This window comes from Pseudomonas sp. FP2196, assembly GCF_030687715.1.
Taxonomy (GTDB): Bacteria; Pseudomonadota; Gammaproteobacteria; order Pseudomonadales; family Pseudomonadaceae; genus Aquipseudomonas.
In genome coordinates, this window is sequence record NZ_CP117445.1 from 4,668,580 (window position 1) to 4,682,470 (window position 13,891).

Genomic DNA, 13,891 nt, shown 5'->3' on the forward strand with positions numbered 1-13,891 from the left:
TGATTCGAACGGATCAACTATGGCTGAAGATCAGGGCTGCACATCGAACAGCGTCGCGCCGCTCATCGGATCGAACGGTGCCGACCAGTGTTCATGGACAATGCGCCACGCCCCGCCGACCTGGCGATAGCAAGCGGTGACGCGCATCCAGCAGCTCTGGGTTTCGCCCTTCTCGTTGGTGCCGCCGCAATTGGCTACCCAATGGGCAAAGGCAATGTTGTCGGCGCTCTCGATGGCGATCTCGTGGAATTCGAAGATGTGCGGGCCGGGGCACATCTCCATGCATTCCACCCAGTGCGCGCGGTAGGCCGGTTTGCCCTTGAATTGCAGGGCCTTGATCGCATCGAACGAGACGATGTCGTCGGCGTACAACGCCATGACTTTCTCGACATCCTTGGTCATGACGGCCTGACGATAGGTGTCGATCAGGGTCTGGATTTCAGTCTGTGCGCTCATGGTGTTCTCCGTGATTGTTGTTGTGAAGACACCTTTAGTCGTTCGGCCAATCGGCAGATCGACAGACGAAACAAAAAATTTCCGCAGGAAGCAAAGTCGCTAGAATCCGGACTCATCTTTGTAGGAAAAAGGAAATTCCCGTGTCAGCCCAACTCGTGCCGTACGACAACCTGAACGCCTTGCAGCGCCAGCAAGTCGAGGCGATTGAAATCCATCCCGAGCAGATCAAGTTTTCCGGCGACATTCATGGCGCGTTGCACACCTTGCTGTCGAAACCCGGCCCCGGCGTGAAGGGTTTTGCGCTGCTGGCGGATGAAGTGCCAGTGGCGTTCCTGCTGCTCAAGCGCCCGCCGGTGTTACCGGCCTGGGCCGATGAACACAGCGCCACGTTGCATGCGTTGCAGGTGGATCGCCGGGCGCAGGGCAAGGGTTACGGCAAGGCGTGTCTGCAAGCGCTGCCGACTGTGGCGCGTGAGGCGTGGCCGGAGATCAAGGGTCTGGAATTGTCGGTGGACGCTGACAACGACGCGGCTATCGCGCTATACGGCAAACATGGCTACGTCGACAGCGGCGAAGCGTACAAGGGCCGGATCGGTTACGAGCGGCGCATGGGCCTGTTTTTCTAAGTCATCGAGGGAAGCACGATGATCGACTCAATTGAAGCACTGGAAGCTATTTACGGATTGCCCCACGACCGCGCGGTGCGCAAGCAGATCCCCTTTCTCAACGAAGACTATCAGGCCATGGTGCGGCTCTCGCCACTGGTGATCGTCAGCTCGGTGGGCGCCGACGGCCTCGACAATTCGCCGCGCGGTGATGCGCCGGGGTTTGTGCGGATCATTGATCAAAACACGCTGGCGCTGCCGGATCGCCCGGGCAACAACCGCATCGATACCTTGCGCAATGTGCTGCACGATCAACGGGTGTCGCTGCTGTTCATCATTCCGGGAATTGGCGAGACGTTGCGGGTCAACGGCACGGCGTCGATCAGTGCTGAGCCGGCGTTACTCGAGAGTTTTGCAGTGAATGGCAAACCGGCGAAAACGGTGTTGCTGGTGACGGTGGAAGCGGCGTTTTTCCATTGTTCGAAAGCGTTTGTGCGCTCCGATGCGTGGAATCCTGAAACGCATTTGCCGCGCTCGGCGTTGCCCACGGCCGGAGCCTTTCACAAGCGTTTGAACGACGGCCAGTTCGATGCCGACACGTACGACCGCGAGGCGCCAAAAAGGGTAAGCGACACGCTGTACTAAACGCGGAACTACAAGCACCGCTAAAACCTGTGGGAGCTGGCTTGCCAGCGAAGGCGTAAGCACATCAAACATTGATGTCGACTGACCCACCGCTATCGCTGGCAAGCCATCTCCCACATTGGATTTGCAGTGTTCTTTAAAGGGTCAGAATCATCTCGTGCCACGCCATGCCGCCATGGTCGGACTCGGACGGTTTGATGTAGGCAAAGCCAAACCCGGCGTAAAGCGGGATGTGCTGTTCCTTGCACATCAGATGAATCGTCGCCTTCTCCATCCCGCGCATCCGTTCGATGAACTCGGCCATCAAGCGCTTGGCCAGGCCCTGGCCCTGATAGTCCGGATGCACCACCACTGACATGATCACCACGTTCGGCCCCGCCGGGTCGTGGCCGATCAGTTCCTTGAACGCCTCGTCGGACATCTGTACGTCAAACGCCGCGCCCGAGTTGACGAAACCCGCGACCTCGCCGTCCACCTCGGCAACGATAAAACCGTCCGGCCAGGTCTTTATGCGCGTGGCGATTTTCTCGCGGGTGGCGGCTTCATCGCCTTCATAGGCAACGGTTTCGATGGCGTAGCAGCGGTCCAGGTCGGCGGCGGTGACGTTGCGAATGACGGTGTTCATGGCAGCTCGAAAATCAGCGGGGAAAGTGCGCAAAGCATAAAGGAATAAGGTGTGCATATCGATCCGCACGGGGGGCGTAAAGCCTGCGTATAAGCGCTTTTCTTCGGGTTCGCGGGGGGCTATTTCTGTGGGGTGTCTCTGACTACCCTTGGGGGAAACCGCTTATGAGCAGCGTTGAAATCGGCCTGTTGATGGTGTTGGGCATCAGTACATTCGGCTTTATCACCTTGGGCATCGACCTGTTGCGGGCGCGCCGTAAACAGCGTTGAAAACAAGAGGCGGATCAGTGATCCGCCTCATCGTTGCTGCTCAGGTCTTGGTATCGACCGGCACGCAGATTTCCAGTTTGCCGGTATGCAGCTTCGGATTGAAATCGGCGCTGTAACGCTCCAGCTCCGGGGCGTTGAGTTCCACGTAGTGGGAACTCGGCAGCCACGTCTTGTAGATGTATTGCAGGGTCTGCGGCAATTGATCGAGCGGTCCCTTGTGCTCGAACACCGCGTACTGGCGGGGCAGGACTTCGACCCACTGGTACACCTTCTGGTCCAGGTCATCGAGCTTGCTGATTTCCACCCCGGCGGTGTAATCGAAGCCACCCTTGCCGTCGAAGTTGCTGCAGACCCCGTAGGTCACTTCGTTTTTTTGCCCCTGTATCTTTCCCAGATGCGGCAAGAATTTTTCCCACAGCGCCGGGATGTCCTTTGCAGTGTCTTGGGTAAATCGACCGCGAAAACCTGCAATCAGCAGAAAGTGTCCATGTTCGAAGCGAGGTTCAGCCACTTCGACGCGTGTTTGCTCATCCATGACTCGACTCCTGGAACAAAAAAGGGGTTCGGCTGGTGAGTATAGGAAGCCCTTTCCGATTCGCACTGTTACAGCGCGTGCAACTGCTCGACGGCACCCGACCCGACAAACTCGTTGTAACCAGAAACGATCACATACACCGCGAAATAACAGAAGATCGCTGCAGATGCCATATAGGAGTAGCGCAATAGCTTGTCGCCCAACAGCTTGCCGCCGTGACTGGCGGCGAAGCATAGGCCCGCCGACCACAGCAGCCCGGCACAGAGGAAACCACCCAAAAACAGCGCCGAACTGACCGGGCCGCCGCCACCGGAACGGGCGATCAGCGTGCCACCCACTGCGGCGAACCACAGAATCGCGCTCGGCGAGGACATGGCCAGGAAGATCCCGCGAAAGAACTCTTTGCGATGAGAGTTCTGCCCGACCTCAGCCGTCTCAGCCAACAGCGTTTCGTGATGAATCGCCGAGTAGATCATCTTCGCCGCAAAGTAGATCAACAGCACCGAACCGCCGATCCACAACACCCAGCGCACGGTTTCGTATTGCAGCAGCACGGTCATCCCGGCCAGCGCCAGCACCGCGTAGATCAGGTCGCCGACGCAGGTGCCGAGGCCCAACGCGAAGCCCTGAAAGTAACCACGCTGCATCGCAAGGGTGATCATTGCAATGTTGGCCACGCCGATGTCCAGGCACAGCGAAAGGCTCAGCAAGAAGCCGCTGGTGAATTCCATCAACCGATTTCCTTGGGAAAAATTTGTTTACGCACGGGCTGGACAGTCTGCCATCACTGCCCTTATCTTCGCCAACAGGTCACCGCAGTGACCAGCGTCGCTCGGACGGTTCCGGGCGCTTACGTTATCCGAGGCAACAATGGCTGAACAAGGTTCGCCGCGCCGCTTTGCGCGCATAGATCGACTCCCCCCTTACGTTTTCAACATCACCGCCGAGCTGAAGATGGCCGCCAGGCGTCGTGGTGAAGACATCATCGACTTGAGCATGGGCAACCCCGACGGGGCCACGCCGCCACACATTGTCGAAAAACTCGTTCAGGTCGCCCAGCGCGAAGACACCCACGGTTACTCCACGTCCAAGGGCATTCCGCGCCTGCGTCGGGCGATTTCCAACTGGTACAAGCAACGCTACGAGGTCGATATCGACCCGGAAAGCGAAGCCATCGTCACCATCGGTTCCAAGGAAGGCCTGGCGCATTTGATGCTGGCAACGCTGGACCAGGGCGACACCGTACTGGTGCCGAATCCGAGCTACCCGATTCACATCTACGGCGCGGTGATTGCCGGCGCCCAGGTGCGTTCGGTGCCGTTGGTGCCCGGTGTGGACTTCTTCGCCGAACTCGAACGGGCGATTCGCGGCTCGATTCCGAAGCCGAAAATGATGATCCTCGGCTTCCCGTCGAACCCCACCGCGCAGTGCGTGGAACTGGACTTCTTCGAGCGGGTGATCGCCCTCGCCAAACAGTACGACGTGCTGGTGATCCACGACCTGGCTTATGCCGACATCGTCTACGACGGCTGGAAAGCCCCGTCGATCATGCAGGTGCCGGGCGCCAAGGATATCGCGGTGGAGTTTTTCACCCTGTCCAAGAGTTACAACATGGCGGGCTGGCGTATCGGTTTCATGGTCGGTAACCCGGAACTGGTCAACGCTTTGGCGCGGATCAAGAGTTACCACGACTACGGCACGTTCACCCCGCTGCAAGTGGCGGCGATTGCCGCGCTGGAAGGCGATCAGCAGTGCGTGCGCGACATCGCCGAGCAGTACCGCCAGCGGCGCAACGTGCTGGTCAAAGGCCTGCATGAGCTGGGCTGGATGGTCGAGAATCCGAAAGCGTCGATGTATGTCTGGGCAAAGATTCCCGAGGCATACGCACACTTGGGCTCGCTGGAGTTCGCCAAGAAACTGCTGGCCGAGGCGAAGGTCTGCGTCTCGCCGGGCGTGGGATTCGGTGAGTATGGCGACGATCATGTGCGCTTCGCACTGATCGAAAACCAGGATCGGATTCGTCAGGCTGTACGCGGCATTCGCGGGATGTTCCGGGCGGATGGGTTAGTCGCAAAATCTGGCGGCTAACGCAAAACCTGTAGGAGTGAGCCTGCTCGCGATGGCGGTGTGTCAGTTACCGTAAATGGCACTGATTAACCGCTATCGCGAGCAGGCTCACTCCTACAAGGAAATGTGTTCAGCCTTGAGATTTCGGGCACAAAAAAACCGCATCGCTGCGGTTTTTTTGTGTCTGCGTGAAGCCGCTTAAACGAACAGCGACAACAGCAGGATAAAGCCCAGCGCGACGATGGAGAGGATGGTTTCCATCGCGGTCCAGGTCTTGAACGTCTCGGCCACGGTCATGTTGAAGTACTGCTTGACCAGCCAGAAACCGGCGTCGTTGACGTGGGACAGGATCAGCGAACCGGCACCGGTGGCCAGCACCAGCAACTCACGGTTGACGCCCGGGATCATCCCCACTACCGGCACCACAATGCCTGCGCCAGTGATGGTTGCCACAGTCGCCGAACCGGTGGCGATGCGAATCACCGCCGCCACCAGCCATGCCAGCAGGATCGGCGAGATCTGTGCGCTGACCGCCATGTGGCCGATCACGTCGCCCACGCCGCTGGTGACGAGCATCTGCTTGAAGCCACCGCCCGCACCGATGATCAGGATGATCGCCGCGGTTGGCGCCAGACTCGCATCGAGCCACTTGAGCATTTGGTTGGAGCCGATGCCCTGCTTGTAGCCGAAGGTGTACAGCGACAGCAGCAAAGCCAGCAGCAACGCCGAGATCGGGTGACCGATCATGTCCATCCAGGTACGGAAGAAGTTACCGTCCGGCAGCGCCACGTCAGCAAAGGTTTTCAGCAGCATCAGGAACACCGGCAGCAGCACAGTGATCAGGGTGATGCTGAAACTCGGCAGTACGGCGGAGTCGTTTTCGCGAGCCAGTTGATCGACCAGTTCCTGATTCGGGTGACCCGGAATGTGCTTGGCGATGAACGTACCGAAGATCGGGCCGGCAATGATGGCGGTCGGTAGCGCAACGATCAGACCGTACAGGATGGTCTTGCCGATATCGGCGCCGAACACGCCGATGGCCAGCAGTGGACCCGGGTGCGGTGGCACCAGACCGTGAACCGCCGACAGACCGGCCAGCAGCGGAATACCGATCTTGATGATCGATACGCCGGTGCGGCGGGCAACGATGAACACCAGCGGAATCAGCAATACAAAGCCGATTTCGAAGAACAGCGGAATGCCCACCAGGAACGCGGCGAACATCATTGCCCACTGAACTTTATCCTTGCCGAACGCGCGGATCAGGGTTTGGGCAATCTGGTCTGCCCCGCCCGACTCGGCCATCATTTTGCCGAGCATGGTGCCCAGCGCGAGGATGATGCCGACGAAACCGAGCACACCACCGAAGCCGTCCTGGAACGCCTTGATGATGGTGCCGATCGGCATGCCGGAGGTCAGGCCGAGGAACGCGGCGGCGATGGTCAGGGCAATGAACGGGTGAATCTTGAATTTGGTGATCAGGATGATGAGTCCGATCACCGTGACCACTGCATCAAGCAGCAGGTAGGCGTCGTGGGACATGCCAAACATTGGGGGTGTCTCCTGGTTTGTTGTTGTTATTAAAGCGGGTTAATCAGAAGTCGTAAGGACAGCGCTATCTGCATGGACACACTCATACCGCCTGTTTCAGGCCGTTGGCCTGCCACCAGACGTGAGCCTGTCCGGCCAGTTCTTCAACGCTGTGGATCGATGCATTCAACGCCAGGGTCAACGGCTCGCCCTTGGGCGATTCGAGGGTGGCGAACTGGCTTTCGATCAACGTGGCTGGCATGAAATGACCCGGGCGGTGGGACACACGCTCGGCGGCCACTTCAGGCGTCAGTTCCAGAAACACGAAGCCCAGGCCCGGCAAGGCACTGCGCAGCACTTCGCGATAACTGTGTTTGAGGGCCGAGCAGGTCAGCACCGGGCGCTGGCCCGAGGCATCGACGCGACGCAATTCCTCGCACAGGCTGTCGAGCCAGCCGGCGCGGTCGTCGTCGTTCAGGGGGATCCCCGCGCTCATCTTTTCGATGTTCGCGGCCGGATGAAAAGTATCGCCTTCAATGGCAGTGGCGCCGCTCAATTGGCACAGGGCCTCGCTGACGCACGTCTTGCCGCAACCGGCAACGCCCATGATGACCAGGGCGGTGATGGGATGACTCATATAACACCTCAGCGCGCAGACAGCGCTACCTTTGCTAGCTATGACTCTAGTGCACAGGCAGAAGTTGCCGACGCCTTCTTGTCGTTTTTTTGGGTTGCAGCAGGTTTGTTCCCAACGCCAAAAAGCGAAGATCAGGCAGGACCTCGCTTACGCATTTGCAGCTGCATCAGGACAGCGCTACCTTAGTGCCTTGATTTTTGTTTGGCAAGCCGCCCGATGACCACCTCTAAAAACGATAAAAATACCCGCACCACCGGCCGTCCCACACTCAATGAAGTTGCCCGCCTGGCCGGCGTCAGCCCGATTACCGCCTCCCGCGCCTTGCGCGGCGTCAGCACCGTGGCCACGGAGCTTGTGGAGAAAGTGCAGAAAGCCGCGCTCGAACTCAACTACGTGGTCAACCCCGCCGCCCGCGCCCTGGCCTCTGCCCAGAGCCATTCGGTGGTGGTTTTGGTCCCTTCCTTATCCAACCTTCTGTTCATCGACACGCTGGAAGCCATTCATCGGGTGTTGACGCCCAAGGGCTTCGAAGTGCTGATCGGCAACTTCCACTACTCGCGAGATGAAGAAGAAAACCTGCTGCGCAACTACATGGCTTACCAGCCGCGTGGCTTTCTGCTGACTGGCTTTGACCGCACCGAAAGTTCGCGGAGGATGATCGAAGCGAGCAACCTCCCCTGCGTGTACATGATGGAACTGGACAGTGCCGCCGGCGTGAATTGCGTCGGCTTCTCGCAGCTCAGCGCCGGTGAAACAGCCGCCGAGCATTTGCTCTCTCGTGGGCGCAAGCGTCTGGCGTACATCGGCGCACAGCTTGATCAGCGTACCTTGTTACGTGGCGAAGGTTTCCGCAAAGCGTTACAGAAGGCCGGGCGCTACGACCCGGATCTGGAAGTGCTGACCCCGCGTGCTTCGTCGGTAGGGTTGGGCGGTGAGTTGTTCCTGCAATTGCTGGCGGCGCATCCGGATGTCGATGCAATCTTCTTTGGTAACGACGACCTGGCGCAGGGTGCTTTGCTTGAGGCGCTGCGCAATGGCATCAAGATTCCCGAGCAAGTGGCGATTCTGGGCTTCAACGACTTGCCAATGTCCGAGCACATGGTGCCGCGCCTGAGCAGCATCAATACCCCACGAGAGGCGATTGGCCGGCGGGCGGCGGAGCAGATGTTGACCTTGATGGCGGGCAACAGCGTGGCGCGGCCAGTGGAAGACATGGGCTTCGAACTGAAGATCCGCGAAAGCACCTGACCGCACCCTTCCCTTGCAGGTGCTACCGAAGGCTGCGATCTTTTGATCTTGATCCTGAAAAACAAGATCAAAAGTTCGTAGCCTTCGGCAGCTACAGGGAATTTATGCAGGGTCAGTGACCGAGTAACTCGACCAGCGCCAACGCGCCCTTCTGCAACGGCTGGCTCTTGAGCCACACCGCATGCACCGGCAACACCAGGCCGTTTTCGATGTTGCGGAAATTCAGTCGTTTCAGACGCCCTGAATCCAGCCGCGACTGCACCACCGACAGCGGAAAGTTGCCCCAGCCCAATCCCGCCTCGACCATCTCCATTGCCGTTTCCAGACTGTCGGTTCGCCAACAGGACTCAGCCACCAATGGCCGGGTTTCGCTGATCGGCAAATCACGGCTGGCGACGAAAATTTGCCGCACATGCACAAGGTCTTCAAGAAACAGATCCTGCCCCTGCAGCAACGGACTGTCCGCCGCCAGCGTGGCGATCATTCGTTCGTTGCCAACAAACTGAAAACGCTCGAGCACGTTCACGCTCAGTCCGGCGAACGCCAGGCACACGCTGACGCGGCCGCTGTGCAACATCGCCAGCACGTCATCCTGCGGCGCGGTCAGCACTTCGATGTCGAGCAGCGGATGTCGCTCGGCAATCACCTTGATTGCCGCCAGCAAACGTCGGCGATCGATGTCCGCCACTACGCCGATCGACAACTTGCTCTCCAGCCCCAGGGATAATTCCACCGCGTGTACTTGCAGTTGCTTGAGCTGCTCGGCGATCAGCCGCGCGTGAGGCACCAGCGACATCGCCATCGCCGTCGGTTGCGGTTCACGATGGCTGCGGTCGAACAGCAGATAACCCAGTTCGGCCTCAAGATTGCCAATCCCCATGCTCACCGCCGATGGGACTTTACCCAACGATCGAGCGGCGGCGGAAAACGAGCCACGTTCGATCACGGCGAGAAACAGTTCGATGCTGTCGCTGTTGAAGTTCAATTCCCCACCTATCAATAAATCTGAAACCTACTGACTTTTTCTGTCAGCTCTATTGAAGCTATCTTTCGCCGCCTCCGCCAGTCCCATTGGCCATCGAATCTGAGAAAAGAGGCAAATCTGCATGCAAGGCGTCAAACGCAAACTGGTCTATGTGTCGCTCTACGAAGTAATCGGCATGACCTTCTCCGCCCTTGGTCTAGCCTTGTTGTCCGGCACCTCGCCGGGCAGCACCGGGCCATTGGCGGTGATCATCACCACCATCGCCGTGACCTGGAATTTCATCTACACCTCGCTGTTTGAACACTGGGAAAGTCGGCAGAAGTCGCGTACCCGCACAGTCAAGCGACGCATCGCCCATGCCGTCGGTTTTCAACTGACGTTGATCGTGTTCCTGATTCCGTTGATCGCGTGGTGGATGAACATCAGCCTGGTACAGGCGTTTCTGCTGGATCTGGCGCTGATCATCTTCATCCCTTGCTACACGTTCGCCTTCAACTGGCTGTTTGATCGGGTGTTCGGCTTGCCGGCTTCGGCGCTGCCGGATACTGCCGCTGCGGCATAAATCGCTAACTCGTAATTTGGTTTATCTGGTGGCCGCGCAAGCGTCCGCCCGATTCGCCGCGCTGGCCGTGCACACGAATCTGGCGCTGTAGAAGATTGCCCATGGCTGAGGTTTGGCGGTCACCCACTGCCGCTCATCGGCAAAGGATGACCGCCTTCTCAATCGCCTGAATCCAACAACTCTCTGAAATAAAAGGCTTTATTGGTCAGGCACGGTAATTGCTCCTGTATGGCGGTCAGTCATTACCTACAGGTCAATTCATCATGTTGGTCAGTGCCAAACAAATGGAAATGCTGCCGTTGCCCAAGCGGCTGGCAGAAGACGCGACCGCCACAGCGGCTGCCGGTCTGCAAGGCGGCCTGCACGGCGCGATGTTGCAAACGCTGCAAAACCAGGTGCAGACGCAAAGCAGCGACGCCACCGCCAAGGTTCAGGATTCAGCCACGCAGATTGCCACTCAGCAAGTCAGCGAAGCCACGCGCATCAGCGACAACGTCGAAGAAGCATTCGCCAAGACCCGCGTCGGGCTGCAATCGACCGATGCCACGACGGTCGCTGGCAAGAGCGCTACCGACGAGTTCAAGGACTACATGAGCAAGACGCCGGAACAGCGTCTGCGCGACAGTGTCCTCAAAGAGTTGGGCATCACCGAAGAAGACATCCAAGCGATGCCGCCCGAGAAACAACTGGCCATCGGCAAAGAGATCGCCCAGCGCTTGCAGGACAAGATGCAATTGGCTCAATCGGAGAAAGAGAACGTCAACGACGTCAAGGACAGCGACAAGCTGGCGGACAAGTTTCTCGCGGCGCTCTGAAGTCAATAACGCTCAAAAAAGAGTCCCCATTCGGGACTCTTTTTTTTTGCCTGCGAACCGTTCGTCGCAAAGCCCCCTCCACCTGTAATTTCTGACAGTAGACGCCCTGCCCGTTCCGAAGAACCATGGCTGCCATCACGCAGTGTGTGATTCTCTCGATAACCGGCAAGGAAGATAAATCATGAGCAACACTAAAGCCTTCGGACTGTTCAGCTTGAAAGTGAAGGAAAACAACGGCCCCGAGTTCACTGTTCCTACCGATCTGCTCCATCTCACAATCAAGCCAGACAAATTACTGGCAGGCGGGTTCGACAGCTCCACCACGCCACCACCATGGGGCGCCCAGTTTCTGATCTCCGAGAAAATTGAACCAGGCACTTATACGTTGAAGAGTTCTACGGCCACAGCCTTCTATAACCCGAAAACCGGCGACAGCTGGAGTGCCATTCAAGAAGGCGGAGAGATCACTCTGGACGTGGTCGACTTTGAAGAGAAATTTGTCAAAGGCAGCTTCATGTTCACCGCCGTCGACAAGCAGAACCCACAGAACACTGCAGCCATTAGCGGGACGTTTTCGCTCAATCAATAGGCTCGAGTGAGCACGCTATGGATCGCGGTTTCCTGACACTGACTGCCAAGGAAGAAAGATCATGAACGAAGACATCAAGCGCAAATCCAGGAAAGCCATAGGGCATTTCAATCTGAACGCAAATGAGAACGACGAAGGGGAAGCGCTGATTCCAACCAGCCGTCTCGTGATGTATATGGACTCCAACCTGCTGTACATAGCCGGGTACGCTGGCGACGCCCCCAACTCGCAAGGGGGAGATGTCTATATTTCAAAAAAGATCGAAGCCAACACAACCTACGCCTTCGAATCGGGGACTGTCGGTGGTAACTACAACCCGAAACATTTCGAGGGCCAGTCCTGGTCCTCACTGGCTGAAGACGGCGAGGTCACAATCGAGGAAGTAGACCTGGATAAAAAAACTGCAAAAGGCAGTTTCAAATTCACTGCCAGATCCCGGGACGGGCAAGCGTCCGCCGAGATCCATGGAAACTTCAATTTGCGTGAATAGGTCAGCTGTTACGCGTCCCGCAAATCCATCAGCAACTGCCCCTCAAGTTCGAGAGGCAGTTGTCACGACGTCATCAATTCAACTGCAACGTCTCATTGAACTGGCTGATCGCATCGACCACATGCCGTGAGCCCTGCTGGATCTCCAGAATCACCTCCCCCGCTTCATTGGCCAGTTCGACGCCAAGGCCCGTTCGGCTCAGGCTCGATTGCATGCTCGACACCGCACTCAACGACAAGTCGTGGTTTTTGCGCACCACCTCGACAATTTCCAGGGTTGCCTGACTGGTGCGGGCCGCCAAACTGCGCACCTCATCGGCGACGACGGCAAAGCCGCGTCCATGCTCACCGGCCCGCGCTGCTTCGATGGCGGCGTTGAGTGCCAGCAGGTTGGTCTGATCAGCGATGCCACGAATGGTCTGAACGATGGTACCGATGATGTCCGACTGCTTGCTGACCGCATCGATGCTCACCGCAGCTTCGTTGAGATCGCGGGAAATGTCCTGAATGATCTGCACCGTTTGCTGCACAACCTGTGAGCCCTTTTGCGCGCAGGCGTCGTTTTGTACCGATGTGCTGTGGGCCGATTCCGCGGCGTTTTGCAGGGTGGTCATCTGTTGGGTGATATCACTGGCGAACTTCACCACTTTGTACAACCGGCCCTTGGCATCGAACAGCGGGTTGTAGGAGGCTTCCAGATACACCATCTGCCCGGACTTGTTCTTGCGTTCGAAACGGTGCGAGTGATATTCGCCGCGATTGAGTGAGGCCCAGAACGCCTTGTACTGGGCAGACTCGGATTCGCTGCGGTGGCAAAACAGGCTGTGGTGATGGCCAACGACTTCGTTAAGCGAATACTGCATGGTCTTCAGAAAGTTTTCGTTGGCGGTGATCACATTGCCTTCCGGGGTGAACTCGATCACCGCCATCGAGCGACCGATCGCCGCCAGCATGCTTTCCTCTTCATGTTCCTTGTTGATTCGTGCGGTGATGTCCGCCGCCACTTTGATCACACTTCTGACTTGCTTGTCCGGCCCATACACCGGCATGTAACTGGCTTCGAGCCAGATCTCTTTGCCGCTTTTGTTCAGGCGTAAGAAGGTCCCGCTGACGGGTTCACCACGGGCGAGGTCGCGCCACAATCTGGCGTACTCTTCGCTGCGGTAAAACGCTTCTTCACAAAAGATCCGGTGATGTTTGCCACGCACTTCTTCAGCGCCATAGCCCATGGTCTTGCAAAAGTTATCGTTGGCATCCAAAACAATACCGTCGGGCGTGAACTCGATCATTGCCATTGAACGGCTGATCGCATCCAGCTTGGCATTGGCTTCGGTCAAGGCACAGCTGAATCGCTCGATTTCCTGCAGATCAGCCTTGTGATGTAGGTTGAACATGGTTGTATCACCTTCCGCGCGGATTTTTGATTTGATGAAAGTTGAGGTCTTTCAGAATCCACCACTACGTTCCAAAGAACAGGCACACGCACTCTTCCACGGGAGGAAGTTGTCAGGTGATAAATGATGATTAATTGGAGCGTCCATGCAGCGGCGCTCTAATCAAGACATCCTTCTCTTGATAGCCCGCACGCGGGCCAGCCCTAACGCGTTGAAGAACTTCCATTTAAGCGACGCTCCTTGTTGGTTCAGTGTCGGTGCCTTGTATTGCGCACTCTGGCAGCATGAAATCACGGACTAACCCTGACGCTCGGCATGGCTTGGCATGACGGTCGACATGGTTAGTTAGCTGTCAGCATAGCCAGTACAAATTCTTGCGCAAGGCCACTAGTCGGCCAGTATCTGGCACTTTTTGCACAAGAATCGGTTCAGCGCAGGCG

General features: G+C 57.6%; 16 protein-coding genes and 1 pseudogene. 8 read left to right on the forward strand and 9 right to left on the reverse strand.

Annotated elements, in window-relative coordinates; translation table 11 throughout:
* Window positions 1-30: 30 nt before the first annotated feature.
* The gene (locus PSH79_RS20910; protein ID WP_305439367.1) at window positions 31-456 is read right to left on the reverse strand and encodes an SgcJ/EcaC family oxidoreductase; all 426 of its coding nucleotides are present in this window, start codon (window positions 454-456) and stop codon (window positions 31-33) included.
* 140 nt (window positions 457-596) lie between these two features.
* Between PSH79_RS20910 and PSH79_RS20915 the strand changes: the two genes are divergently transcribed.
* A complete protein-coding gene (locus PSH79_RS20915; RefSeq protein WP_305439368.1) occupies window positions 597-1,082 on the forward strand; it encodes an N-acetyltransferase in 486 nt (161 codons plus the stop codon).
* Window positions 1,083-1,100: 18 nt separating this feature from the next.
* Window positions 1,101-1,706, forward strand: a complete 606-nt coding sequence (locus tag PSH79_RS20920; RefSeq protein ID WP_305439369.1) for a pyridoxamine 5'-phosphate oxidase family protein — start codon at window positions 1,101-1,103, stop codon at window positions 1,704-1,706.
* Window positions 1,707-1,842: 136 nt separating this feature from the next.
* Here PSH79_RS20920 and PSH79_RS20925 read toward each other — a convergent pair whose 3' ends face one another.
* From PSH79_RS20925 to PSH79_RS20935, 3 genes are all read right to left on the reverse strand, one after another.
* Window positions 1,843-2,331 carry a GNAT family N-acetyltransferase gene (locus tag PSH79_RS20925; protein WP_305439370.1) on the reverse strand — a complete coding sequence of 163 codons (489 nt, stop codon included), beginning with the start codon at window positions 2,329-2,331 and terminating at the stop codon, window positions 1,843-1,845.
* A 309-nt stretch (window positions 2,332-2,640) separates the two neighbouring features.
* Window positions 2,641-3,135: a GyrI-like domain-containing protein gene (locus PSH79_RS20930; RefSeq protein ID WP_305439371.1), complete on the reverse strand. Its 495-nt coding sequence runs from the start codon at window positions 3,133-3,135 to the stop codon at window positions 2,641-2,643.
* A 68-nt stretch (window positions 3,136-3,203) separates the two neighbouring features.
* Window positions 3,204-3,866 (reverse strand): LysE family translocator, encoded by a 663-nt coding sequence (locus PSH79_RS20935; protein ID WP_305439372.1) that lies wholly within the window; start codon window positions 3,864-3,866, stop codon window positions 3,204-3,206.
* Window positions 3,867-4,005: 139 nt separating this feature from the next.
* On the opposite strand from PSH79_RS20935, the gene alaC reads away from it, so the two are divergent.
* The gene (gene alaC, locus PSH79_RS20940; protein ID WP_305439373.1) at window positions 4,006-5,223 is read left to right on the forward strand and encodes an alanine transaminase; all 1,218 of its coding nucleotides are present in this window, start codon (window positions 4,006-4,008) and stop codon (window positions 5,221-5,223) included.
* 177 nt (window positions 5,224-5,400) lie between these two features.
* Here alaC and PSH79_RS20945 read toward each other — a convergent pair whose 3' ends face one another.
* Both PSH79_RS20945 and PSH79_RS20950 read right to left on the reverse strand, forming a co-directional pair.
* Window positions 5,401-6,753 (reverse strand): GntP family permease, encoded by a 1,353-nt coding sequence (locus tag PSH79_RS20945; RefSeq protein ID WP_187679335.1) that lies wholly within the window; start codon window positions 6,751-6,753, stop codon window positions 5,401-5,403.
* Window positions 6,754-6,835: 82 nt separating this feature from the next.
* Window positions 6,836-7,369, reverse strand: a complete 534-nt coding sequence (locus tag PSH79_RS20950) for a gluconokinase (RefSeq protein WP_305439374.1) — start codon at window positions 7,367-7,369, stop codon at window positions 6,836-6,838.
* 216 nt (window positions 7,370-7,585) lie between these two features.
* On the opposite strand from PSH79_RS20950, the gene PSH79_RS20955 reads away from it, so the two are divergent.
* Entirely contained in the window at window positions 7,586-8,617 is a 1,032-nt protein-coding gene (locus PSH79_RS20955; protein ID WP_305439375.1) for a LacI family DNA-binding transcriptional regulator, read from the forward strand.
* A gap of 112 nt (window positions 8,618-8,729) precedes the next feature.
* Here PSH79_RS20955 and PSH79_RS20960 read toward each other — a convergent pair whose 3' ends face one another.
* A complete protein-coding gene (locus PSH79_RS20960) occupies window positions 8,730-9,602 on the reverse strand; it encodes a LysR family transcriptional regulator (protein WP_305439376.1) in 873 nt (290 codons plus the stop codon).
* Between the two features lie 121 nt (window positions 9,603-9,723).
* Here PSH79_RS20960 and PSH79_RS20965 point away from each other — a divergent pair, with 121 nt between their 5' ends.
* From PSH79_RS20965 to PSH79_RS20980, 4 genes are all read left to right on the forward strand, one after another.
* On the forward strand, window positions 9,724-10,164 hold the full coding sequence (locus PSH79_RS20965; RefSeq protein WP_305439377.1) for a PACE efflux transporter: 441 nt from the start codon (window positions 9,724-9,726) through the stop codon (window positions 10,162-10,164).
* Window positions 10,165-10,427: 263 nt separating this feature from the next.
* Window positions 10,428-10,979, forward strand: coding sequence for a hypothetical protein (locus PSH79_RS20970; RefSeq protein ID WP_305439378.1), 552 nt, complete (start codon window positions 10,428-10,430; stop codon window positions 10,977-10,979).
* A 181-nt stretch (window positions 10,980-11,160) separates the two neighbouring features.
* Window positions 11,161-11,568, forward strand: a complete 408-nt coding sequence (locus PSH79_RS20975; protein ID WP_305439379.1) for a DUF6252 family protein — start codon at window positions 11,161-11,163, stop codon at window positions 11,566-11,568.
* 61 nt (window positions 11,569-11,629) lie between these two features.
* Window positions 11,630-12,058, forward strand: a complete 429-nt coding sequence (locus PSH79_RS20980) for a hypothetical protein (protein ID WP_305439380.1) — start codon at window positions 11,630-11,632, stop codon at window positions 12,056-12,058.
* Window positions 12,059-12,131: 73 nt separating this feature from the next.
* Here PSH79_RS20980 and PSH79_RS28245 read toward each other — a convergent pair whose 3' ends face one another.
* Entirely contained in the window at window positions 12,132-12,671 is a 540-nt protein-coding gene (locus PSH79_RS28245; RefSeq protein WP_224787096.1) for a methyl-accepting chemotaxis protein, read from the reverse strand.
* A gap of 51 nt (window positions 12,672-12,722) precedes the next feature.
* A pseudogene (locus tag PSH79_RS28250) lies at window positions 12,723-13,451 on the reverse strand (PAS domain-containing protein); the annotation flags it as partial.
* Between the last annotated feature and the right edge of the window lie 440 nt (window positions 13,452-13,891).